Here is a 22,581-nt window from a genome sequence, read left to right as displayed (position 1 = left end):
GCGTCAGCACAGCCGGCGTCAGCACAGCCGGCGTCAGCACAGCCGGCGTCAGCACAGCCGGCGTCAGCACGGCCGGCGTCAGCACGGCCGGCGTCAGCACGGCCGGCGTCAGCACGGCCGGCCGAGGGCGTCACGGCAGTGGCCAGGCGCATGGCCCCTCGGGGTCGTCCAGCCACGCCCAGGCGCGCTCGCCGCTGACCGTGACCCCGTACCGCTCCCGCACCGGCCGCTCCTCGCGCTCCCACAGCGCGTACGCCTCGTACGGATCCAGGCTGCCCGCCGTCAGGGTCAGCAGGAACCGGAACAGCTCGTCGCTCCTGGCCCGGGGCGGCAGCCCGCCCAGGTGCGGCGGCTCGGGCTCGGGCCGACTGCCGCCGCGCAACGGCACGAAGTAGGCGGCCGTGTGCAGAAAACGCCCCTCGGCGTGCCCGCCGTCCCGTACCCGCAGCGTGATCAGGCCCGTGGCCAGCGGCGCGAGGATACGGGCGCCGGGGGTGCACTGGGGCAGCCAGGCGTGCGGGACCGTGGGAAGCGTGCAGGTGACGATGATCCGGTCGAAGGGGGCGCGCTCGGGGACTCCTCGGGCGCCGTCGCCGGTGACGACGGTCGGGTGGTAACCGGCGGTGGCCAGGTGGCGGCGCGCGGACTCGGTGATCTCCGGGTCGAGGTCGACCGTGGTCACCAGCGCGTCGCCGAGACGATGGGCGAGGAGAGCCGCGTTGTACCCGGTGCCGGCCCCGATCTCCAGAACGGCGTCCCCGTCCCGTACCTCCAGCTCGGTCAGCATCTTCGCCATCAGCGACGGCTGGCTGCTGGACGAGAGCAGCTCACCGTCCCGTACCCGGGTGGCCAGCGGCCCGTCCGCGTAGGCGCCGCGCAGCCAGCGCTCCCGGCTCCGCGGATCGGGATCCTCGCCCCACACGCGCTCGAAGCCTCCTCCTCCTCCGACGTAGTAGTACGGCACGAAGAGATGACGCGGAACCGCCTCGAACACCTCCCGCCAGACCGGATCGGCGTCCCAGGCCCCGCTTCTGTCGATCTCCCGCACCAGCGCCGCCCGTACCCCCGTGGCGAGGTCGTCGGGTTCCTGGTCGAGAGCGTGCGCGCTCATACCTCCACTGTGCTGCCGGAGGGACCGGGAGGCGAGCGCCGGGCCCACGGCCGCGGGTGGACCTAAGCCTTGAGTCCTCGGTCACCGCGTCTGAGACCATGGACGGGTGACAGAGATCCGGCGCGGCACGCTTCAGGAGCAGACCTTCTACGAGCAGGTCGGCGGGGAGGAGACCTTCCGCCGCCTGGTGCACCGTTTCTACGAGGGAGTCGCCGGGGACCCGCTGCTGCGGGCCATGTATCCCGAGGAGGACCTGGGTCCCGCCGAGGAGCGCTTCACGCTGTTCCTGATCCAGTACTGGGGCGGCCCGACGACGTACAGCGAGAACCGCGGCCACCCCCGGCTGCGGATGCGGCACGCCCCGTTCGCCGTCGACCAGGCCGCGCACGACGCCTGGCTGAAGCACATGCGCGTCGCCGTGGACGAGCTCGGCCTCTCCGAGGAGCACGAGCACACGCTGTGGAACTATCTGACGTACGCGGCGGCTTCGATGGTGAACACGGCCGGCTGACCTGGCTCAGGGCCCTGCGAGTCAGCGGACGCTGACGTCCAGGGCGCCGAGTCCCGCCCGGCGTACGGCGATCGACCCGAACGGGGTGCGCAGCCGCAGCCACGCGCCGGACGAGTACAGCCCCAACGGGCTTTCATCGGGCGGCATTTGGCGGGCGGGGCGCAGGAAGCCCAGGGACTGCGCTGCGTGCGCGGCCCGTACCGGCAGGCTGGTGTCGCCGATCGGCCGGGACCAGATCTCCCGCCCGATCCGGTCGAGTTCACCGCGGGTACGCCGCTCGACCGCCAACTCCTGCGTACGGAACCGGAATTCGGCCACGGCGGCGGTGACCATCGCCCGCACGGCGTCCGGCGCGGGCAGCCCCGGTTCCGGACGCCAGCCGCGGCGGGGCGGCAGCACCCCGGCCCACGGCGGCCCCGTGACGGCCCCCGGGACGGCCACCGCGGCCGCCGACTCGTCGATGGACTCCAGGAGTTCACCGGCCGAGACGGTCACGTCCAGCAGGACGTCGAGCCCGTCCTCGTACGGCTTGGCGAGGCGCGCCGTGCGGATGGCGAGGACCTCGAACGACGGCGGGCGCCCGAAGACCGCGAGCGTGCTGCCGGACGCCTGGAGCCGTACGGCGGCGGCGCGGTCGTAGTGGACCAGGCGCCCGAGGAAGGCGGCGAGGTCCGCCGCCTCCCTTTCGTCGGCGAGGTGCAACAGGACCGTCATGCGGCGACGGCCTCGTCCTTGTCATCTCGGTACTCCGCGAGGAACTCCTGTTCCTCGGCGGTAAGTCGGCGCGGCCGCTGGGCCTCGAAGTCGAACGGCACGACCATGGTCGCGGCCCGGACGTAGAGCTGATCCGCGTCCTTGACCTCATAGGTGATCGTGAAGGACGCCGCGCGGATCTCCGAGACCCACAGCTCGATGTCCACCGGCGTGTGCCGGTGGACCAACTGCCGCTTGTAGTCGATCTCATGGCGTGCCACCACTGACCCCTGCCTGAACTCCTTGTCCGGGCGGTTCAGGAAGTCGATACGCGCCTCCTCCAGATAGCTGAGGAAGACCGCGTTGTTCACGTGGCCGTACGCGTCCATGTCCACCCAGCGCATTGGGCAGCGGTAGATGTGCCGCAAGATCGATCAGCCCCGGGTCAGCTTCTTGTAGGTGGCACGGTGCGGGCGCGCCGCGTCCGGGCCGAGTCGCTCGACCTTGTTCTTCTCGTAGGACTCGAAGTTGCCCTCGAACCAGTACCACTTCGACTCGCCCTCGTAGGCGAGGATGTGCGTCGCGACCCGGTCCAGGAACCAGCGGTCGTGGGAGATGACCACGGCCGCACCGGGGAACTCGAGCAGCGCGTTCTCCAGCGAGGACAGGGTCTCCACGTCGAGGTCGTTGGTGGGCTCGTCGAGGAGCAGCAGGTTGCCGCCCTCCTTGAGGGTCAGCGCGAGGTTCAGGCGGTTGCGCTCACCACCGGAGAGGACACCGGCGGGCTTCTGCTGGTCCGGGCCCTTGAAGCCGAAGGCGGACACATAGGCACGCGAGGGCATCTCGACCTGACCGACGTTGATGTAGTCGAGCTCGTCGGAGACAACGGCCCACAGCGTCTTCTTGGGGTCGATGTTGGCGCGGCTCTGGTCGACGTAACTGATCTTGACGGTGTCGCCGACCTTGATGGAGCCGGAGTCCGGGGTCTCAAGGCCCTGGATCATCTTGAAGAGCGTGGTCTTTCCGGCGCCGTTCGGGCCGATGACGCCCACGATCCCGTTACGCGGCAGCGTGAAGCTCATGTCGTCGATGAGAACCTTGTCTCCGAACGCCTTGGAGAGGTTCTGGACCTCGACGACGATCGAGCCAAGACGGGGGCCCGGCGGGATCTGGATCTCCTCGAAGTCCAGCTTCCGCATCTTGTCGGCCTCGGCTGCCATCTCCTCGTAACGGGCGAGGCGCGCCTTGGACTTGGTCTGACGGCCCTTGGCGTTGGACCGGACCCACTCCAGCTCTTCCTTGAGCCGCTTCTGACGCTTCTCGTCCTTGCGGCCCTCGACCTTGAGACGGGTGGACTTCTTGTCGAGGTACGTCGAGTAGTTGCCCTCGTAGGGAATCGCGCGGCCGCGGTCCAGTTCGAGGATCCACTCGGCGACGTTGTTCAGGAAGTACCGGTCGTGAGTGACGGCGACGACGGCGCCCGCGTACTTCGAGAGGTGCTGCTCCAGCCAGTTCACCGACTCGGCGTCGAGGTGGTTGGTGGGCTCGTCGAGGAGGAGCAGGTCCGGGGCCTCGATCAGCAGCTTGCAGAGCGCGACGCGGCGCTTCTCGCCACCGGAGAGGGTGGTGACCGGCCAGTCGCCGGGCGGGCAGCCCAGCGCGTCCATGGCCTGCTCCAGCTGTGCGTCGAGGTCCCAGGCGTTGGCGTGGTCCAGGTCTTCCTGGAGCTTGCCCATCTCGTCGAGGAGCGCGTCCGAGTAGTCGGTCGCCATCAGCTCGGCGACCTCGTTGAAGCGACTGAGCTTGCCCATGAGCTCGGCGGCACCGTCCTGGACGTTCTCCAGGACCGTCTTGCTCTCGTCCAGCTGCGGCTCCTGCATGAGGATGCCGACGCTGAAGCCCGGCGAGATGTAGGCCTCGCCGTTCGAGGGCTGCTCGAGCCCCGCCATGATCTTCAGAACGGTGGACTTACCGGCACCGTTCGGCCCGACCACACCGATCTTTGCTCCGGGCAGGAAGTTCAGGGTGACGTCATCAAGAATCACCTTGTCGCCGTGCGCTTTGCGCGTCTTGCGCATGGTGTAAATGAACTCAGCCAAGGGAAACCGTCCGGACGCTTGAAATCGGCAGTGGGCAGATACACCCCATCTTGCCTGACTGCCAGGCCTGGGGGGAAACCAGTTCGGGCAGCCCTCCGTGACCTGGCCCTTCCCGGCGGTGCAGGAGGACACTCGTAGGCAGGGGACCCGTGGTGGACAGGGACCCGGAGGTGATCGTGATGGCGCAGACCACTGTCGGATGGCATGTCGAGCTGGAGTTCGAGGAAGATCCTCACCGCACGCGAGCCGCCGCACTCGTACGGCTGCCGGACGGGAGCGAGGTGCGCGCGCACGGCTACGCGAGCCGCCACCCGTCCGACTCGAACCAGCCGCGGGTCGGCGAGGAGGTCGCGGGAGCCAGGGCGCTCAACGAACTGGCGATGAAGCTGCTGACCAAGGCGCATGACGAGATCGACGAGGAGTCGGGCAGGACGTCGCGACCGCTGACCTGAGGTGAGCCGGGCCGGGCGCCGTGCGAGTCACGGTCACCCGGCCCTCAGGCCCTCGCACTCTCAGCGTGGATGTGCCGTGAACACCTCGTGCAGTACGTCCATGTAGGCGCCGTGGCCGGTGGAGCTCGGCCAGTCCGTGGCCGACTCGACGGCCGTGCCCTCGCCCCACTCGTTGTACGTCACCACGAGCTGGAAGGGCTCACCCGAGGTGGCGACGGTGGTGGCCTCCTCGCGGAACCGGTCGAGGTCGCGCGCGACGGTCGGCTCCTTCGCGGTGTTCAGCCAGAAACCGGGTGACACGATCGCCGAGTACCCCTTCTGCACGTCAAGGCCGGAGGCGTACTGGTGCCAGCCCTCGGGCTGGTTCGCGCAGTCCTTGTAGCCGCCGAACACCTTCAGGACGACGTAGTAGCCCGCGGTCTCGTTGGCCTGCGACCACCGGGTGGCCATGTCGCACGCGTCGCCGCCCCCGCCGTACACGAAGATCACCGGCTTGCCGTCGACGTGCAGCCAGGTCTGCTGGTCGGAGTACTTGCGCAGGTAGGTCAGGCTCTCCCTGATCTCCGCGGCCGAGGGGTCGGCGTACGCCTCGTGCTCGTAGTACACCGTCCAGGAGAAGCCGAGTTCCGCTCCCTTGGACATCAGGAGGGGCAGCCGTACGTCCTCACGCTTGCCCTCGCCCCACCAGGAGGAGATGCCGGCCTGGAGACCGCCGTACTGCATGTCCTTGATCTGGCGCTCGACGGTGGCCGGGTCGTCGACGTCGTACTTGCCGGCCGAGGGCGTGTACTGGCTGCCGCCGTCGGTGAAGTTCTCGTCGTACCAGGGGTAGTAGAAGGCTGCCCGTACGGGCAGCTTCGTGTCGGTGACGGTCGCCGCCTTCCCGGCGGCCGGTTTCGGTGCCGCGGCGGCCTTGGGCGAGGCCGAGGCCTTCGGCTTCGCGGTCGCGGAGGGCGAGGGTGTCGGGGAGGCGGTGGTGGACGGCTGGGCGCCGGAGGCCTGCGGCGCCGATACGGTCGTACCGGCCGAGGACTGTTCGCCGCGGTCGTCCGGCCCGAACACTCCGAACGTGTAGGCAACGGTGGTGGCCACCAGGGACAGTGCGACGGCGGACGCCGTGACGGCGGCCTTGCCGAAGGCCATGCCCCCCGACTTCCGCAGGGCATGGCCCGTCGCCCTGCCCGCCGTGGACGGAATGTGGAAGGCAGCGGTGGCCACGTCGCTTGCGCCCGCACCGGCGCCCGCCCCCGCGCCCGCCCCCAACGCCAGCAGCCCCAGCAGAGCGGGCGGAACGGCCACCAGAGCCAGGTCGGCCAGCAGCCGCTCCGCCGGCACCACGCCGACCGATACGCCGCCGCACACCGCGCAGGCGCGCACATGCCGGGCGATCCGCTTGCGCCACAGGCCGGAGGGCCGCCCGTCCCAGCCGCGCAGCACCGTGTTCATCTCCGCGCACCGCGGCACGGCCCCCAGTGCGCGGACCACCGCCCGTGCGGCTTCGAGCCGGGCCTTCATCCGCTGCACCGCGACCGCGGCATGCGGGGTCGGCACCTCCATCGCCATGGCCAGTTCGGCCCGGGTCAGCCGGCCCGCGACCTCCATCCACCACAGGGACAGCAGCTGCCGGTCGTCGGCGTCCAGCCAGCGCGTGGCCTCGGCGGTCTCCTGCCGCTGACCCGACAGGTTCAGCACGGTGATCGTCAGATCGACGAAGTCGGCTCCCGGATCCGCGAGGAACGCCATCTCCTCAAGACCCTCGATCCCGGAGGTCGCCGGCGCGCTGCGCCGCAGCCGCCAGTGCCGGCGGACCTGTCGCATCGCGATGGCCACCAGCCAGGACCGGAACGCCTCCGGGTCACGCAGTTTGGGCACGTCCCGGATCATCTGCAGCATGACGTCCTGCACGACGTCATCGGTGTCGGCGGGGGCGTCCAGCGCACGTCCCACGATGTTGTAGATCAGGGGCAGGTAGTCGGCCACGAGTGTGTCGAGGGCACGCTGGTCACCGCCCTGCGCGGCCCGCACCAGGGCGGCCTGCGTCCGGGGCTCGTCCGGCCCGTCGTATCCGCTGTGTGATGTCTCGGTCATGACTGGAGGAGGGTTCCTCGTCGGCGTCGGCATAACAGAAATCGCTGCGCGCCATCATCACATCGCTCCATCAGCACTCACTCAGGGGCCCTGCGCCTACCCCCGCCCTCCCAGGTCAGGAGCGGCGGGCGGCCCACACCGTGCGCTCGGTGCGCACCCTCAGGTCGGTGCGGCGCAGGATGCTGTGCGGGCTGCCGGTGTCGAGCAGTTGGTCGAAAGCGACCAGGTCCTCGGCCGTGAGGGCGGATGCGACGCCGCCGCGCATGCGACGCAGGCTGCTGAGTGCGTAGCGGCCCACCGCGTCGGTGTGGGGCGGACCGATGTCGACGGTGATGGTGCGTTCGCCCTCGACGGTGAAGCCGGCTGCTTTCAGCTTGGTTCCCCAGTCGGCGCCACGGTGGGGGACCTGCTCGGCGTGGCGGTGGTCGAGCACGGCATGGCAGCGCTCCTCAAGTCCTGGAACGTCTTCCGGGGCGCCTGCGGGCAGGAACCGGGGGAAACCGGCCAGCTCGACGACGGCGAACAGCCCGCCCGGCACCAGCAGGTCGTGGACCTGGCTCAGGGTGCGGTCGGGGTCGGCCACATGGTGCATGGAGGCCGACGCCCAGACCAGCTCCGGCGCGCCGGGTTCGGACCGCGACGGCGGGCCTGTTTCGGACCGCGACGACGTGCCAGTTTCGGACCGCGACGGCGTGCCGAGTTCGGGCCATGCCGACGCGTCGAGATCGGCCTGGACGGTGCGCACGCGGTCGGCCGCTCCGGCCGCGGCCGCCTTCTCCCGCAGTCGGGCCAGGTGGGCGGTCGAGAGGTCGACGGCCGTCACCTCTGCCTCGGGAAAGCGTGCGAGCAGAGCCAGGGTGCCGGCTCCGGTCCCGCAGCCCAGATCCACGATGCGGCGGGGGCTGATCTCGATGGGCAGCCAGGCGGTGATGGACGCGATGTGCTCGGCGAGTACTTCGGCGTCCAGGTCGAGGATCTCCACCTGGTCGCCCGCCTCGTGGTCGTGCCGGTGAACGTGGTGCGCCGCGTGCGCGGAGGGATGATTCATGCGTTCACGCTAAGCACGCCATTCACGTGTGGCGTGGCAGCTTGCGGAACGCGCAAGACGATGACCCGCTGGACTGCGGAACGCGCAAGACGATGACCCGCTGGACTGCGGAACGCGCAAGGCGATGACCCGCTGGACTGCGGTACACGCAAACGCTCACGGGGACGGCCGGTTGGCCTTACCCACGTCCTCGCCGCGCTGGTGACCGCGCCGGGCGTCCCGGTCGAAGACGCCCAGGATCTCGCACGGTCCGCCGTCCGCGCCGATGGCGTGCGGAAGCATCGTGGGGAACTCCGCCGCCTGGTTGGTCTCGACCCGCAAGCGCCGGTTGCCCAGGAGCAGGATCGCGGTGCCGGAGAGGACGACCAGCCACTCGCGGCCCGGGTGGGCACGCATGCGCGAGGGATTGTCGGGCGGCGGATCGGTCATACGCCGGCGTACGACGGTCATGCCGGGCTCCGCCTTGACGGGCCAGCGCATCTGCCCGTGGGCTCCGTCGATCATCGGGTTGGAGATGACGTCGTCCGTGGCGGTCTCGACCAGTTGGTCGAGGGAGGTGTCCAGGGCGCGGGCGAGGGTGACGAGCTGGTCCAGGGCCAGTCGGCGCCCGCCGTTCTCGATGCGGCTGAGCGTGGACTGGCTGACCTTGGCGCGACCGGCCAGCTCTTCCAGGGACCAGCCCTGGGCCACGCGCAGGGCACGGATGCGCTTGCGCACCAGGCTGTCCAGGTCACCATCACCTTGCGTCATAGGCAACACCTTATGCTCGTACGGCAAGGTGCGCCCGGTGTCGTTCGCCGCCGTCGGGCTCGGCAGCCCACCGGGGACGGTGGTCGGCGGGGCACAGCCGGTCGATCCTCAGCATGTACGTCCATGACGAACTGGTCCCGCCGGTGAGGGAGTTCGTCGCCGCGCCGGAGTCCCCCACACCTACCGCGTAAGCCCCGCAACAATCGTCGTGAGCGTGCGCTCGATCACCGCGTCGCGCTGCTCGGCGGGCAGCCGGGCCAGCGGACCGTCGAGGATGAGCAGGGAGAGACCGTGGACGGCCGACCAGGCGGCGACCTCGGCCGCGGGCCGGTTCTCCGGCCGCATCCGGCCCGTCGCCACCAGTGCGTCCAGCGTGCTCGACAGCTCCACGAACGCCGCGAACTCCGCCCTCTTTTCGGGGATTTCGAGGCCGGTGAAGTCGCCGCCCTCCGCGGGTGTACGACAGAAAGCGGTGCGGTAGAGCCCCGGGTGCTCGATCGCGAAGCGCACGTATCCACGCCCGATCGCCTCGGTCCTGCGCACGGCCTCCTCACCCGGATCGTCGAGTGCGGGCAGTACACGCACCGCCTCGACCATCGACTCGGCGAGCGCCTGCTGACCGCGGATCTTCACGGCCTCAAGGAGATCCCCCTGGCCGCCGAAGTGGCGATATGCGGCGGTGGGCGACACGCCGACGCTGCGGGCCGCCTCACGCAGGACGACCCGCTCGGGGCCACCCTCGGCCGCGAGTTCGAAGGCGGCCTCGATCAGCGCGTTGCGCAGGTCGCCGTGGTGGTAGCGGGACTTGCCGCCCGTGATCGATTCCATGAGCCCATCCTGCCTCGATCCTGAGTCCATCCCGCCTCGGCTCCGGCTTCACCCCGCCTCGATCCTGACCTCACCCCGCCTCGACCCAGACCTCATCCTGCCCCGGGGTGACGCCGGCGACCTCCCAAAGTTGACGGCGTTAACTTTATATGTCACGGTCCATGTTAATAGCGTAAACATCAAGGGGGATGACCATGTACGACCGAATTACGGAGCTGGCCCTTCGCCGGGGACGGCTCGTACTGACACTCGCCGTGGTGGCCGTGGTCGCCATGGGGGTCATCGGCTTCGGGGCCTTCGGCAAGCTCCTCGGCGGTGGCTTCGGGGATCCGAGCGCGCCCTCGACCCACGCCCAGGAGCTCATCGACGAGAAGTTCGGAGGTGAGAGCAACCTGGTCCTGCTGGTCCGTGCCGACGACGGCGCCATCGGCTCCCCCGCCGCCGAACAGGCCGGCAGCGCCCTCACCTCGGAGCTCAAGGCCGAGCCGACGCTGTCGAACGTGATCTCGTACTGGGACACCGGCGCCTCCTCGCTGACCTCCCGCGACGGGAACGAGGCGCTGGTGCTCGCCCACATCAAGGGCGACGAGACCGAGCAGGACGACAACGCCTCGGCGATCATCGACGAGTACACCGGCGACCGGAACGGACTGACGGTCGAGGCCGGCGGAGCGGCCGCGGTCGGCAATGATGTGAGCAGCCAGGTCGCCAAGGACCTCGCGGTGGCCGAGCTGATCGCCGTGCCGCTGATCCTCATCCTGCTGGTGATCGCCTTCGGCAGCGTCGTCGCGGCGCTGATCCCCCTGGTCATCGGGCTGATCGCGATCGCCGGAACCTTCGCCGAGCTCTACGTCCTCGGCAGCCTCACCAACGTCTCGGTGTTCTCCATCAACCTCACCACCGCCCTCGGCCTGGGCCTCGGCATCGACTACGCACTGCTCATGATCAGCCGGTTCCGCGAGCACCTCGCCGAGGGCGCCGACGTCCCCGACGCGCTCCGGCACACGGTGCGTACGGCCGGTCGGACCATCACCTTCGCCGCGGCGACCGTCGCCATCGCGCTCTCCGCCCTGCTGGTCTTCCCGCAGTACTTCCTGCGCTCGTTCGCCTACGCGGGCATCGGCGTCGTGATCATCGCCGCCGCCGGCGCCCTGCTGGTCGTGCCCGCGCTGCTCGCCGTGCTCGGCCACCGGGTCAACAACGGTCGGCTGCCCTGGGCGAAGACCGTACGCAACGCAGAGGCGCCGCTCTGGGGCCGGCTGGCCCGCACGGTCATGCGCAGGCCCGCCCTGACCGCGCTGCCGGTCCTCGCGATCCTGTTGCTCGCCGCGAGTCCGCTGCTCGGCGTCACCTTCGGCACGCCGGACGAGCGGGTACTGCCGGAGAGCGCCCAGAGCCGGCAGGTCGCCACCGCCGTACAGGGCGACTTCACCGGCAGCGACGAGTCCGCCGTGCAGATCGTCACGACCGGGCCCGTGGCTCCGGCCGAGCTGAGCGGGTACGCGACCGACCTGTCGCGGCTCGACGGCGCGGCCCGCGTGGAGACCTCCGCCGGCACCTTCGCCGACGGCCGGTCCACCCCGCCCGGTCCGGCGGCCGCCGCACTGGGCCGGCCGGACGCTCAGCGGATCACCGTCGTCAGCGCCCTCACGCCCAAGTCCGACGAGGCACAGGCCCTGGTCAAGGACGTACGGGCGGTCGATCCGCCCGCCGGGACCGAGGTGTTGGTCGGTGGCAACGACGCGCGGCTCGTCGACTCCAAGGACTCGATCGCCGACCGCCTCCCGTTCGCCATCGGTCTCGTGGCCGCCACCACCTTCGTGATCCTCTTCCTCTTCACCGGCAGCGTGATCCAGCCACTGCGGGCACTCGTCCTCAACGGCATCAGCCTCACGGCGGCCATCGGCGTCATGGTGTGGATCTTCCAGGACGGCCATCTGTCCTCCCTCCTCGGCTTCACGCCGCAGCCGATGGACACCTCGATGACCGTGCTCATGTTCTGCATCGCCTTCGGTCTGTCCATGGACTACGAGGTCTTCGTGACCAGCCGGATCAAGGAACTGCACGACGCGGGCGCCGACACGGAGACCGCCGTCACCAGCGGTCTCTCCCACACCGGCCGCATCGTGACCATGGCAGCCGGCCTGCTCGCGGTGAGCTTCTTCGCCTTCGGCACGGCCAACGTCAGCTTCATCCAGATGTTCGGGCTCGGCAGCGGCCTGGCGATCCTGATCGACGCGGTCGCCGTACGCGGCGTACTCGTACCGGCGGCCATGCGACTCCTTGGCCGTACGGCCTGGTACGCGCCGAAACCACTGCGCGCGGTGCACAAGCGGCTGGGCATCTCCGAGGCCGCGCCTGCGGAGGAGGAGCGGACGCCGGCGAAGGTCTGACCCTGTCTCCATGCGGAAGCTCGGTCGGGATCCGGCCGGGCTTCCACACTTTCCAACGCGTTCAACTCTCTGGGCCAGGCTCCTCCCCCACGGCCGTTCAAGCCGCCGTACGCCAAGGGGGAGCCCGATGAACATAGTCATTCCCGGAGGAACCGGCCAGGTAGGAACCATCCTGAACCGCGCCTCGGACACCGAACTCCTGCTGAAGAGCCACCGCGCCGTACCCGGCCGCATCCTCGAAGCGGGCTTCCTCTTCGACCACCACCAGTGGCCGGAAGCCACCGCCGGCCTCGTCCGCCGCGCCCGCGGCATCGGTAGAAACGGTGACGCGAACGCCGTAGAGACGGAAAAGCCCCGGCAGCACCCCGCCGAGCCCGGATCAGGCGGACTCGGCAACGGGACGGCGGTAGGTGCCGTACCACTGTGACCTTGCCAGCTCTCGTGCCACCTCGCTGTCGCTGTCCGGGCCCCCCATGGCGATCTGCTGGGCGATGACCTGCGCGCCGCCCCAGGTGAGCACCTTCCCGGAGACGACGGGATCGATATCGGCAGGGATCCTTCCGGCTCTCTGCTCCTCTTCGAGCACTTCGGTGGAGTGCTGTGCGAACCGGTTGATCTCCCGGGCGGTGGCCTCGCGCAGCGTCGGATCGTAGCCGGAGACCTCGGCGATGGCGGCAAGGACGGGTGCCCGGAGGCGGTAGAACGCGAGTTGCTCCGCGAAGACCGCCGCGAGTCCGTCGACACCGCCGTCCGGGCCGGTCGGGCGCCACTCGGTGGCCATACCGAAGAGTTCGTCCTTCATGTCTCCGACGAGCCGCAGCAGAACGGTGACCTTGTCGGGAAAGCACATGTAGAAGGACGACCGGGCCACCCCGGCCTCCGCGGTGATGCGCTGGACACCCAGTTCGGTGAAGCTGGCGCCGTCCGCCAGTAGCCGCTCGGTGGCGGCGAGCACGGCGGCCTCGATCTCGGCGCGCCGTTTGAGCCGGCCCGGGCGGGGGCGAGTCACTGAAGCCATGGCTGTCTCCTGCCGACGAGTTGTACGGGATTCTCGCTGATGCCTGCCGGATTCGGCGGCGCCGGGCACCGCGCGGGAGCAGCGGTACGCCCGGCCGCCTCCTGCGGGCGAGGGCTCACACGCGAGAACCCGGCACGTTCTTGGAACGGTAGATCACCTGGAAGTCGCTGTAGCCGTCCAGGCCGCGCGGGCCGCCCTCGGTGCCCAGGCCGCTCCACTTGGCACCGCCGAAGGGCATCGCCGGGGAGATGGCGGTGTGGGTGTTGACCCAGCTCATGCCCGTCTCAAGGCGTCGCGCGACAGCCTCGGCCCGTTCGGTGTCCGCGCTCCAGACGGAGCCGCCGAGACCGAACATGCCGGAGTTGGCGCGCCGCAGTGCGTCCTCGATGTCCGTGTACTCGACGATCGGCAGCGCGGGGCCGAACTGTTCCTCGTCGACGATCCGGACCCCGTCGGAGACATCGGTCAGGATGGTCGGCTCGTAGAAGTACCCGGTGCCGTCGATCGCCCTGCCGCCCGTGACCACTTTCGCGCCGTGGGCCACGGCCTCGGTCACCAGAGTGACCACCCGGTCCCGTTGCGGAGCGTTGTTCAGCGGCCCCAGTACGGTCCCGGGGAGGAAGCCGTCGCCCACCTTCACCGCCCGCGCCCGGTCGGCGAACGCGTCGACCAGCGCGGAGCGGATCTCCCGGGCGACATAGATCCGCTTGGGAGCCACGCACACCTGGCCGTTGTTGTTGAAAGCCTGGGGGAAGAGCTGTTCGACGACCGCGTCGACGTCGACATCGTCGAGCACGATCACCGGGTCGTTGCCGCCCAGTTCCAGAGTCAGGCGCTTGAGATCGTCCCCGGCCGCTGTCGCGATCTTCCTGCCGGTCGCGGTCGAGCCGGTGAAGCTCACCGCCCGCGTCAGGGGGTGGGTGGTCATCATCGGGCCGATCTCGTCACCACCGCTGAGCACGTTGAGCACCCCGGGCGGCAGGACCTTGCCCAGCAGCTCGCCCAGCTTGAGCGTGGCGAGCGGGGTGTACGGCGAGGGCTTGAGGACCACGGTGCTGCCGGCCCGGAAAGCCGTGGCCACCTTCGCGAAGCCGATCATGACGGGAAAGTTGAACGGCGCGATGGCGGCCACGGCCCCCAGCGGCCTGCGGACGACCTCGACGCGCGCCTCGCTGTCGTCCCTGAGGACTTCCGGCGGCACCTCGAGGTCGGCGTAGTAGCGCAGCCACCCAGCGGTCCCGGCGAACTCGCGTTGGGATTCGCTCAGCGGCTTGCCCTGCTCGGCGGTGAGCACTTGGGTGAGTTCGCCGGCGGCGTCCTGGACCACGTCGGCCATGGCACGCAGCGACTGCCGGCGGTACTCCTCGTCCTCCCGCCAGGTCTGGAAGGCGCGGGTGGCTGCCTCGAAGGCGGCGTCGACGTGAGTACGGTCGCCGGCGGGCACCGATGCGAAGGGCCTGCCGGTCGCCGGGTTGACGACATCGAGCGAGGTGGCGGTGTCGACGGCGGCTCCTCCGATCGTCATCACGGCCGGGGAAGTGAGCGTGAACGGTTCCATTTCTTCTACCTCTTGGATTTCTTGTAGTGATTTTGGCCTCGTGGCCGGACCTCTGGGACACGGCGCCCGGCGGGATCTCCGTCGGCGTGGCCCAGTCCCCTCTGGGCGGATGGCAGCAAGGTGGTGGCGCACAGCGCCAGCAGGGCTGCGGCTGTCGCGCAGAGGAAGGCGATGCGGAACGCCCCGAGGGTCGGGGTGCCCTGGGAACTGGCGGCGCCGGCCAGGATGGCGGCGACGACGGCGCTGCACGAAGAGGTGCCGATGGACCTCGTCAGCGTGTTCAGCCCGTTGGCCGCCGCCGTCTGCCCGGCGGGCACCGCCGCCGCGATCAGCATGGGCATCGCCGCATAGGCCAGGGCCACGCCGACCCCGATCACACAGCCGGTGATCGCCAGCATCCAGAGGCTTCGCATGGATGCCAGCCCCATGATCCAGCCGCCCGCCATGAAGGCGCTGCCCGCCGCAAGACACGCCTTTGCCCCGTGCCGGACCAGCACCCGGGCGGCCACCGGCGACATGGCCAGCATCACCAGGCCCGAAGGTGCGATGAGCAGTGAGGCGGTCAGTGCCGACTGGCCGAGGCCGTCATCGGCACTGGGCGACTGGAGCAGTTGGGTGATGGTCAGGGTCATCGCGTAGGTGGCGAACCCGAGCAGTACGGCCGCCCCGTTGACGATGAGTACGGTGCGGCGAACCGAGGTCCGCACATCGATCAGCGGAGCTGCAGACCTGCGCTCCCAGACCGACCATGCCGCCAGTACGACCACGGAGGCGGCGAACAGACCAAGGGTCCGGCCTGCCGTCCACCCCCATTCCTCGCCTTTGGAGATCGGCAGCAGGAGACAGACCAGGCCGACCGTGAGTCCGAGCGCTCCGACCCCGTCGAAGGAGCCTTTCCGGGCCTTGTTGTCATCCCGCGGAACGGCGACGACAACACAGAGGAGAGCGGCCACGGCCAGCACGGCGGTGAACCAGAACAGCAGATGCCAGTCGAAATGGGCCACCACCACGGCCGAGAACGGCTGACCAAGGGCGGCGCCGACCCCCAGCATGGAACTCATCACCGCCGTCGCGGCTCCCCTCTTCTCGGCGGGCAACCGGTCCCGGAAGAGGCTGATACCGACGGGGATGATCCCCAGCGAGCCGCCCTGTACGGCACGGCCGATCACGGCCGGTACCACGGAGTCGCTCACAGCACAGATCAGGGAGCCGACGGCGAGCAGCACCAGACTCGCCAGGATGACGAGCCGCTTGCCGTACAGGTCGGCCAGGCGTCCGGCGATCGGATTGACGATGGCGCCTGCCAGCAGAGCCGCCGTGACCACCCAGGACGCCGAGAGAGCCGACGTGTGCAGCAGGCTCGGCCACTTGGGTATGAGCGGGACCGCGACAGTCTGGGTGATGGCCGCCACGAACCCCGCGAAGGCCAGCGCCGCCACGAACGGGCCGGTGCGCTGTTCGGACGGCTGGTGTTCCCGTGGCCGCACGACAAAGCACCTCCTCGAATCCGGGTGGTCCAGGCGGGACGCTGTGGGTCGAGATCGTGCGACCGGGCGTCTGGCGAGGGTCGGGGCTCCTCCTGCGGCTGATGCCGACGGCCGACTGGTGAGGCGCCGTGAACGAGGCTTGAGCCGAAGGGCCGCACGCGATTTCCGTGACCACCCGACCCCTCGGCCGAGGCCTTACGAGATCACCTGAAGACGACTGTAGCGCGACTTGGACACTATGTCCAACATGCTGTCGAACACCATGTCCGATCTTTACCGTCGGAAGGGGTGAGGACTCGAATACCGTCCGGATCGTGACCTCGTGCGGGGCACGGCATGAGGGGAGCAATCCCCTCCTGGGCGTCGTACGACAGGCCGGCGCCGACCCTCCGGACCGCCGCTGGGCCCCGAAAGGGTGGCAGGGACGGGGCAACACCGACAATGACGGACAGGTCGGCCGCAGGTCACACCGCTGAAGGCGCAGCCCGGCCGACGCCGGAAGGTCGATGGGCGCCCACCGTCCTAGAACCGCCTGACCACAGCTGGCAGCAACCGCGGGCAGGCTCCAGCGAATCCCGTGTCAGGCCAGGCCGATCTGCTGATAGAAGGTCTGGTTGTCCCAGAAGAGGAACTCCTCGTCCATGACCCCCTGACGGTTCCAGATTCCGACGGTGGCCATGTTGATGGCGTACTTCTTGCCGGTCGGCTGGATGAAGCCGCCCTTCCCGTCCGCCATAGGGCGGGTGAAGGTGCCCTGCATCACTCCGGTGACCGCGGTCAGTTCGTTCATCGCGATCCGGATCGGGTGCGACTTGATGCGGGTGTTCGGCGCCCAGGCGAACAGAGCGACCAGGTCGGCGATGTGCTGGTCGAGGCCATCGGTGTAGTGCCCGTCGGGCCAGTGAGCGCGGATGTTCCGTGCATGACTCTCATCGAGGCGCGCCCAGTCCGCGTTCGAGAAAACATCGAAGTCGAGCTCGTCGAAGGTCTGCAGATGGGTCCGCTCCTCGCGCGACCAAACTGCTCGACCTCATCGAGCACCTGGAGTCGCACATGCCGACGATCCTCGCCGCACAGCTCGGTTACGACCGGAGCAGTGAGCCGTCGACAGCACCGGTCTCGCACTTGTCGCGCCAAAACACCAGTTCAGCGCCGTGATCAAAACTCGCTGACTGGTGCGGGAAGTACAAGGAGACGGCACGGGGCGGGCCGGCGGTCAACACCATCGGGTGCCGAAACCATCAGGTGCTGACCCGACCGCCCCCGGAGCGACGGATCACCGCCGCATCTCGTATCCGCCGAAGCCCTTGGTGCCGGAGGCCTCGCGCCACCAGTGGTCAAGAGCCTGCTGGTCCATCACCGCCCAGTCCGGCGTGTGGGTGACCTGGGCCCGTCCCAGCCTGCGGCCGAGTTCCACCGTGGCCCGGCCGACCGACACCCGCTCGGCACCGTACGTCTCCAGTGCCGACTCCCAGCTGTCGCCCGCCCGCAGCGCGCGTTCCAGCGCGGCCACGTCCTGCAGTGCCTTGACCGCGCCACTGCCCGTGTTCGGGCGGCCGACCGCGGCCGCGTCCCCGAGGAGGGCGAGCCGTCCGAGCGCGTAACTCGGCGCGACCATGTCGTACATCGGCTGCACGAAGGTGTCCTGAGGCCGGGTCCGATGTACGACGTCCTGCCAGAAAGGGGGGAGGTTATCCGCCACCAGCCGCAGGAGATAGCACCTCAGTTCATCGCTCATGAGCCGGGGTTGGACGGTCCGTGGATCGGCGAACTGGGATACCGCGGCGTCCGGCGGCGTCGCGTAGAGCACCCAGTTGACGGTCGTACCGCCACCACCCGAGCCGGGTATGCGGTAGACCAGCATGTGTCCGCCGGGGAATCCGACGGTTACCGCGTCCTCCTCGCGAAAGGCTTCCGCCGGGCCGGGGAGCCGCTCGACGGGCAAGGTGCCGCGCCAGACGACGAACCCGCCGTACTCCGCGACGGCCTGTGGGTGCATCGCGGCCCGCACCACCGAACGGTAGCCGTCCGCTCCGATCACCAGGTCGAACCGCTCCTCCGTGCCGTCCGCCAGGTGCACGACCGCGCCGTCGGCTTCCCGGCTCACCCGTGCCACCTGGGCGCCCGTACGGTAGTCGACCGGCTCGGGTACACGATGACGCAGCTCCTCCCAGAGCGACCCCCAGTTGTACGAGCGGAACGGCATCTGCAGGACGCCGATCTCGCGGCCCCCACGAGACGCGTCGTCACGCACCACCCAGGACCGCCGCGTCAGTTGAATCCACGGAATGGAGGCGTCGAGATACCCGGCCGCCGCAAGCTCGGCATAGCGATCGTTGTGCAGAGCAAGGCCGACTCCGCGTTCCTCAAGCCGAGCGGCGGCCCGTTCGAAGACGACCACCTCGTCCGCACCGATCCGCGTAGCGGCAAGTGCCGCCGCACAGCCCGCTATGCTCCCGCCCACGACACCGACTCGTCCTCCGACCACGCCCTGCCTCCTCGTCCTGGACCGCGATCCGACCTCGACGGTCGCCGCGGCGAAATCGCCGACCATGTCAACGCCAGGGGCGGGCCCGGCGGGCAGGCCGGTGCGAGGCCCAGGCCCATGCGTGGAACGACCCCCCGACCAAGACGAAGCAGGAACCAATAGGGCGGGCGGTCCCACGCCTGCCGCCTTCGATCACCGCACCCATCGCCGCCCCCCGCGCCCGCCCATCCCCCTGCCTTGCCTTGCGCTGCCCTGCCCTGCCCTGCCCTGCCGCAGAGCCTGGGCGGACCTTGCCTCTCGCACCACGTCCATCGACCACAGAGCCCCGCCCGATGATCGACATCCACTCCGCCCAACGGCCCCTGGGAACCAAAAGGTTCCGCATCATGCACACGGCCGGTGAACCCACCGGCGGCCCACCGGGGACATATCCAGATGAAAGAGGGATTGCTGGAGACCGAGGAGCGCGACCACGTCGACGACCGTGTGGCGCCACGGCTGCGATCCCCCAAGTGCCGCCACAACAAAGGAGACTGGCCCGAAGCCGCGGGAACTCAAGACCACCAGCGACCGACTACTGGTTCGACAGCGCAACTCGACAGCTGCTGACCACCGTGCGAGGTCGGCAGACCGGGGCGCGAAACTTCGGGCGAAGGTGGTTCGACACACGTGAAACGAAGACACTTGTTGCAGACCTCCGCGGCGGCGCTCGGCGCCCTCTCGGCGGCCCCGCTTGCTGCCGGAGCCGCCCACGCGGCCGCCCCGGGGCCCGCTCGCGGCGACAGTGGTGAAGCACTACGCGTCCACATCGTCACCTTCGACGGAGTGGAGGAGCTGGATGTCTTCGGCCCGTTCGAGATCTTCTCCGTGGCCGCCTGGGCCCATCCGGTCACGGTGAAACTGGTGACCTGTGGGGAAGCGGCCGAGGTCACCCACAGCTTCGGCACGAAGGTGGCCGCAGCGGCCTGGTCCCCGCACGACGCCGATCTGATCGTCGTCCCCGGTGGAGGTTTCGGCCGACGCGACGGCCCCGGCGTCTGGGCGGAGATCGACAAGGGGGAGCTGCCGTCCGCGCTGCAGGCGGCCCATGAAGCCGGAGTCAAGATCCTCGGCGTCTGTACGGGGGTGATCGTGCTGTCCGCCGCCGGTCTGACCACGGGCCGTACGTGCACCACGCACCATCTGGCCAGGAGCTACCTCGCCGAACAGGGGGCCCGGGTCGTGGACCAGCGGGTCGTCGACGACGGTGACCTGGTGACGGCCGGCGGGGTCTCGTCCGGCATGGACGGCGCCCTGTGGCTACTGGAACGCGAGTTGGGAAGTGCTGCCGCCACCTTTACGGAGGCGATCGTGGAGTTCGAGCGCCGGGGGACGGTGCTCCGGACGTCGACCGCCTCGACGTGATCGCGGAGCCGTGACCGCACCCTCCTCCCTCGTCGCCGAGGTCCGGAGAGCCGTGTGACACCAGAGGTGGAGAACGCCTTCTCCGCCGTCAGAGCCGAGTTCGGTGCGGAATCGATTGCTCGGGCCGAGGACGAGCGCGTCACCGACGCCGACCTCACCGAACTCGTTCTCGATCACGGCGATCCGCTACCCACAGGCACGGACGAGGACAACACGCCCAGGGTCGCCGATGCCATCGGCGGTCAGTCCTGCTCAACCCCGGCCAAGTCGCCGCACTCCTCGCCTGGATCCGCCTGACCAGGCGGCCGAAGAGGCGTCCCGCGGGCTCAGGTCACCGAGCGGACCGGCAGCAGCGTCCCCGTCCCGGTCGCCACGTATGCCCGCCGCATGAGAGGCCGGCCCGCCGCGCTCCAGCAGCGCATCGAAGACCCCCAACAACCCCGGCGACCTCTCCTTGGCAGAGAGAACACACCCAGGACTTCGGGAAGCCTTCGGGAAGAACACCCGCCAAAACCCGTGCGGAACCGCTCCCAACCCGACTGCCGCCCTCGTCACCAGGGGGTCGGTCCGGCCTCACCGCACCGCGACACGATCCCTCTGAAATGCCCCTGCCCAGCAGAAACGCCCTCCCGGGAGGGCGGAAGCAGGACGTGGAGAGAGCGCCCCCGGCAGGACTCGAACCTGCGGCCAAGCGCTTAGAAGGCGCCTGCTCTATCCACTGAGCTACGGGGGCCGGGTGTGGTGGCCGGTGTCCTGGTGCCCGGGTGTGGGCTGATCCCTGACCTTGCCGGGGACAAGGATAGGGCTCCTGAATCCCTGTCCCTCGCGCTTCGCCTCCGTGGCTCGATGTGGAGGTTCGGTGAAGCGGTCCTGATAATCGCAGGCGGGTACGAATCGCGCACCGCTTTTGGTGTCTCACGCACCGGGTGTTGTGCACTCGTTATGCCTGCGCCCCAGTCGCCCCTTCCGCCCCGTATGTCCTATCGGCGCGCAGACATACTCATATGCTTCAGAAAGACTCCAAAATTGGGCATTCTTCGCATGTGGTGACCTTGGACGTACGGCCTCAGCTGCTCGACGCACTCTCCGCCCTGCGCGACCGTGTCGCCGCCGCACGCTTCCCGCTGCCCCTGGCGGGGGCTCCACGCGCGCGTGCCAACCGCGACGAACTACTCGCACAGCTCGACGACTATTTGGTGCCCCGGTTGAGAGAACCCGAAGCACCCCTTCTCGCCGTCATCGGAGGTTCGACCGGCGCCGGCAAGTCCACGCTGGTCAACTCTCTTGTGGGGCGCCGGGTCAGCGAGGCGGGCGTGCTGCGGCCGACGACCCGTACGCCCGTCCTGGTGTGCCATCCGGAGGACCATCACTGGTTCAGCGGGATGCGGGTGCTGCCCGACCTCGCGCGTGTGTGGGTGCCCGATCAGGAGCCCGGCGACGATCTGCCCGCGCTCGGCGAGCGCGGCGAACGGGTGCTGCGGATCGAGACCGCGGACACCCTCCCCCGCGGCCTCGCCCTCCTCGACGCGCCCGACATCGACTCCCTGGTCGCCGACAACCGCGTACTCGCCGCCGAGCTGATCTGCTCGGCCGACATCTGGGTCATGGTCACCACCGCCGCCCGGTACGCCGACGCCGTGCCGTGGCATCTGCTGCGCACGGCCAAGGAACACAAGGCCACCCTGGTCACCGTGCTCGACCGGGTGCCCCACCAGGTGGTGTCCGAGGTCTCGCGGCAGTACGGCGCCCTGCTCACCAAGGCCGGGCTCGGCGAGGTGCCGCGCTTCACCGTGCCCGAGCTGCCCGAGTCCGCCTGGGGCGGCGGCCTGTTGCCCGCCACCGCCGTCGCTCCGCTGCGTACGTGGCTCACGCACCAGGTGCAGGACCCGGCAGCCCGGCACGAGGCGATGGCCCGTACCGCCTACGGGGTCCTCGACTCACTGAAGTCCCGGATGCCCGAGCTGGCCGGCGCAGCCGCCGCACAGTACGCCGCCGCGCTGCGGCTCACCGCGGCCGTCGACGGGGCCTACGACAGCGAGCACGCGCGCGTGAGGGGGCGTTTGCAGGCCGGGGCCGTGCTCTCCGGGGACGCGCTCAAGCGGTGGCGCGCCTATCCCCTCGACTGCACCGCGGGCGAACTGCTCGACGCGCTCGTCGAAAGCCTGGCCTCACTGCTGCTGTGCTCCGTGACGGCCGCCGACGAGCGCGTGGACGAGGCCTGGCGGCGTGAACCGGCCGCGAGTGCTCCGGGGCTGACCGACCGTGATCCGACGCCGGAGAGCGCCGAGCACCGGATCGGGATGGCCGTACGACGGTGGCGACGCATCCTCGAGGAGTACGCCGAAGAGGAGGTGCGTGACCTCGACAGGAGTGTCGCGCAGGACGCCGAGGTGGTCGCCGCGCTGGTCGCCACCGCGCTGCTGGGAGGTCGCAGGGCGCGGTCCGCGGGCGAGGGGCTCGCCGAGCGGATCGGGGCGCACAGTGCGCTGCGGCTGCGCGACCGCGGTGGACGGTTGCTCGCCGACTACCTCGACAGGGCCCTGCACATCGAACGCGAACGCCGTCTCGCCCCGCTCGACGCACTCGACGTACGTCCAGAACCCCAGGCCGAACTCATCGCCGCGCTGTCCGTACTGCAGAAGGAGAGGTGACC

General features: G+C 69.7%; 20 protein-coding genes, 1 tRNA gene and 1 pseudogene. 8 read left to right on the top strand and 14 right to left on the bottom strand.

Annotated elements, in window-relative coordinates; translation table 11 throughout:
* Positions 1-130: 130 nt before the first annotated feature.
* Positions 131-1,111, bottom strand: a complete 981-nt coding sequence (locus ACFWP7_RS00785) for a methyltransferase domain-containing protein (RefSeq protein WP_384373775.1) — start codon at positions 1,109-1,111, stop codon at positions 131-133.
* A 106-nt stretch (positions 1,112-1,217) separates the two neighbouring features.
* On the opposite strand from ACFWP7_RS00785, the gene ACFWP7_RS00780 reads away from it, so the two are divergent.
* Positions 1,218-1,622 carry a globin gene (locus tag ACFWP7_RS00780; RefSeq protein ID WP_384373772.1) on the top strand — a complete coding sequence of 135 codons (405 nt, stop codon included), beginning with the start codon at positions 1,218-1,220 and terminating at the stop codon, positions 1,620-1,622.
* A gap of 21 nt (positions 1,623-1,643) precedes the next feature.
* Here ACFWP7_RS00780 and ACFWP7_RS00775 read toward each other — a convergent pair whose 3' ends face one another.
* From ACFWP7_RS00775 to ettA, 3 genes are read right to left on the bottom strand one after another with little or no spacing between them, the layout of a single operon-like run.
* A complete protein-coding gene (locus ACFWP7_RS00775; protein ID WP_384373770.1) occupies positions 1,644-2,336 on the bottom strand; it encodes a hypothetical protein in 693 nt (230 codons plus the stop codon).
* Positions 2,333-2,743 carry an acyl-CoA thioesterase gene (locus tag ACFWP7_RS00770; protein ID WP_384373767.1) on the bottom strand — a complete coding sequence of 137 codons (411 nt, stop codon included), beginning with the start codon at positions 2,741-2,743 and terminating at the stop codon, positions 2,333-2,335. Before ACFWP7_RS00770 ends, ACFWP7_RS00775 begins: the two co-directional genes overlap by 4 nt.
* A 6-nt stretch (positions 2,744-2,749) precedes the next feature.
* Complete coding sequence (ettA, locus tag ACFWP7_RS00765) at positions 2,750-4,414, bottom strand: energy-dependent translational throttle protein EttA (RefSeq protein WP_384373764.1); 1,665 nt, start codon at positions 4,412-4,414, stop codon at positions 2,750-2,752.
* 179 nt (positions 4,415-4,593) lie between these two features.
* Between ettA and ACFWP7_RS00760 the strand changes: the two genes are divergently transcribed.
* Positions 4,594-4,866 carry a DUF1876 domain-containing protein gene (locus ACFWP7_RS00760; RefSeq protein WP_384373761.1) on the top strand — a complete coding sequence of 91 codons (273 nt, stop codon included), beginning with the start codon at positions 4,594-4,596 and terminating at the stop codon, positions 4,864-4,866.
* A 60-nt stretch (positions 4,867-4,926) separates the two neighbouring features.
* Here ACFWP7_RS00760 and ACFWP7_RS00755 read toward each other — a convergent pair whose 3' ends face one another.
* The 3 genes from ACFWP7_RS00755 to ACFWP7_RS00745 form a co-directional block, all read right to left on the bottom strand.
* Complete coding sequence (locus ACFWP7_RS00755) at positions 4,927-6,954, bottom strand: sigma-70 family RNA polymerase sigma factor (protein ID WP_384373758.1); 2,028 nt, start codon at positions 6,952-6,954, stop codon at positions 4,927-4,929.
* 115 nt (positions 6,955-7,069) lie between these two features.
* Positions 7,070-8,002 (bottom strand): class I SAM-dependent methyltransferase, encoded by a 933-nt coding sequence (locus ACFWP7_RS00750; RefSeq protein ID WP_384373755.1) that lies wholly within the window; start codon positions 8,000-8,002, stop codon positions 7,070-7,072.
* Positions 8,003-8,158: 156 nt separating this feature from the next.
* Positions 8,159-8,752 (bottom strand): helix-turn-helix domain-containing protein, encoded by a 594-nt coding sequence (locus ACFWP7_RS00745; RefSeq protein WP_384373752.1) that lies wholly within the window; start codon positions 8,750-8,752, stop codon positions 8,159-8,161.
* An 83-nt stretch (positions 8,753-8,835) separates the two neighbouring features.
* Here ACFWP7_RS00745 and ACFWP7_RS00740 point away from each other — a divergent pair.
* A pseudogene (locus tag ACFWP7_RS00740) lies at positions 8,836-8,919 on the top strand (HAD family hydrolase); the annotation flags it as partial.
* Positions 8,920-8,932: 13 nt separating this feature from the next.
* Here ACFWP7_RS00740 and ACFWP7_RS00735 read toward each other — a convergent pair.
* The gene (locus ACFWP7_RS00735; RefSeq protein ID WP_384373749.1) at positions 8,933-9,580 is read right to left on the bottom strand and encodes a TetR/AcrR family transcriptional regulator; all 648 of its coding nucleotides are present in this window, start codon (positions 9,578-9,580) and stop codon (positions 8,933-8,935) included.
* Positions 9,581-9,774: 194 nt separating this feature from the next.
* Here ACFWP7_RS00735 and ACFWP7_RS00730 point away from each other — a divergent pair, with 194 nt between their 5' ends.
* Both ACFWP7_RS00730 and ACFWP7_RS00725 read left to right on the top strand, forming a co-directional pair.
* Positions 9,775-11,973 (top strand): MMPL family transporter, encoded by a 2,199-nt coding sequence (locus ACFWP7_RS00730; protein ID WP_384373746.1) that lies wholly within the window; start codon positions 9,775-9,777, stop codon positions 11,971-11,973.
* Between the two features lie 127 nt (positions 11,974-12,100).
* Positions 12,101-12,400, top strand: coding sequence for a DUF1731 domain-containing protein (locus tag ACFWP7_RS00725; RefSeq protein ID WP_384373743.1), 300 nt, complete (start codon positions 12,101-12,103; stop codon positions 12,398-12,400).
* Here the strand turns inward: ACFWP7_RS00725 and ACFWP7_RS00720 are convergent.
* From ACFWP7_RS00720 to ACFWP7_RS00700, 5 genes are all read right to left on the bottom strand, one after another.
* Complete coding sequence (locus ACFWP7_RS00720) at positions 12,353-12,991, bottom strand: TetR/AcrR family transcriptional regulator (protein WP_384373741.1); 639 nt, start codon at positions 12,989-12,991, stop codon at positions 12,353-12,355. The two genes, ACFWP7_RS00725 and ACFWP7_RS00720, sit on opposite strands and share 48 nt — an antisense overlap.
* A 115-nt stretch (positions 12,992-13,106) precedes the next feature.
* The gene (locus tag ACFWP7_RS00715; protein ID WP_384373738.1) at positions 13,107-14,549 is read right to left on the bottom strand and encodes an aldehyde dehydrogenase family protein; all 1,443 of its coding nucleotides are present in this window, start codon (positions 14,547-14,549) and stop codon (positions 13,107-13,109) included.
* A gap of 5 nt (positions 14,550-14,554) precedes the next feature.
* On the bottom strand, positions 14,555-16,036 hold the full coding sequence (locus ACFWP7_RS00710) for an MFS transporter (protein WP_384373735.1): 1,482 nt from the start codon (positions 16,034-16,036) through the stop codon (positions 14,555-14,557).
* A 580-nt stretch (positions 16,037-16,616) separates the two neighbouring features.
* On the bottom strand, positions 16,617-17,030 hold the full coding sequence (locus tag ACFWP7_RS00705) for an ester cyclase (RefSeq protein WP_384374124.1): 414 nt from the start codon (positions 17,028-17,030) through the stop codon (positions 16,617-16,619).
* Positions 17,031-17,312: 282 nt separating this feature from the next.
* Positions 17,313-18,524: an FAD-dependent monooxygenase gene (locus tag ACFWP7_RS00700; RefSeq protein ID WP_384373732.1), complete on the bottom strand. Its 1,212-nt coding sequence runs from the start codon at positions 18,522-18,524 to the stop codon at positions 17,313-17,315.
* Positions 18,525-19,193: 669 nt separating this feature from the next.
* On the opposite strand from ACFWP7_RS00700, the gene ACFWP7_RS00695 reads away from it, so the two are divergent.
* Both ACFWP7_RS00695 and ACFWP7_RS00690 read left to right on the top strand, forming a co-directional pair.
* Complete coding sequence (locus ACFWP7_RS00695; protein ID WP_384373729.1) at positions 19,194-19,928, top strand: DJ-1/PfpI family protein; 735 nt, start codon at positions 19,194-19,196, stop codon at positions 19,926-19,928.
* 54 nt (positions 19,929-19,982) lie between these two features.
* The gene (locus ACFWP7_RS00690; protein ID WP_384373726.1) at positions 19,983-20,225 is read left to right on the top strand and encodes a hypothetical protein; all 243 of its coding nucleotides are present in this window, start codon (positions 19,983-19,985) and stop codon (positions 20,223-20,225) included.
* A 363-nt stretch (positions 20,226-20,588) separates the two neighbouring features.
* On the opposite strand, the gene ACFWP7_RS00685 is transcribed toward ACFWP7_RS00690, so the two are convergent.
* A tRNA-Arg gene (locus ACFWP7_RS00685) sits at positions 20,589-20,661 on the bottom strand.
* A gap of 310 nt (positions 20,662-20,971) precedes the next feature.
* On the opposite strand from ACFWP7_RS00685, the gene ACFWP7_RS00680 reads away from it, so the two are divergent.
* Entirely contained in the window at positions 20,972-22,579 is a 1,608-nt protein-coding gene (locus ACFWP7_RS00680; protein ID WP_384373723.1) for a dynamin family protein, read from the top strand.
* Positions 22,580-22,581 lie beyond the last annotated feature (2 nt).

The sequence above is a fragment of the Streptomyces sp. NPDC058470 genome (assembly GCF_042721055.1).
GTDB lineage: Bacteria > Actinomycetota > Actinomycetes > Streptomycetales > Streptomycetaceae > Streptomyces.
This window is presented reverse-complemented; position numbering and strand designations above follow the sequence as displayed.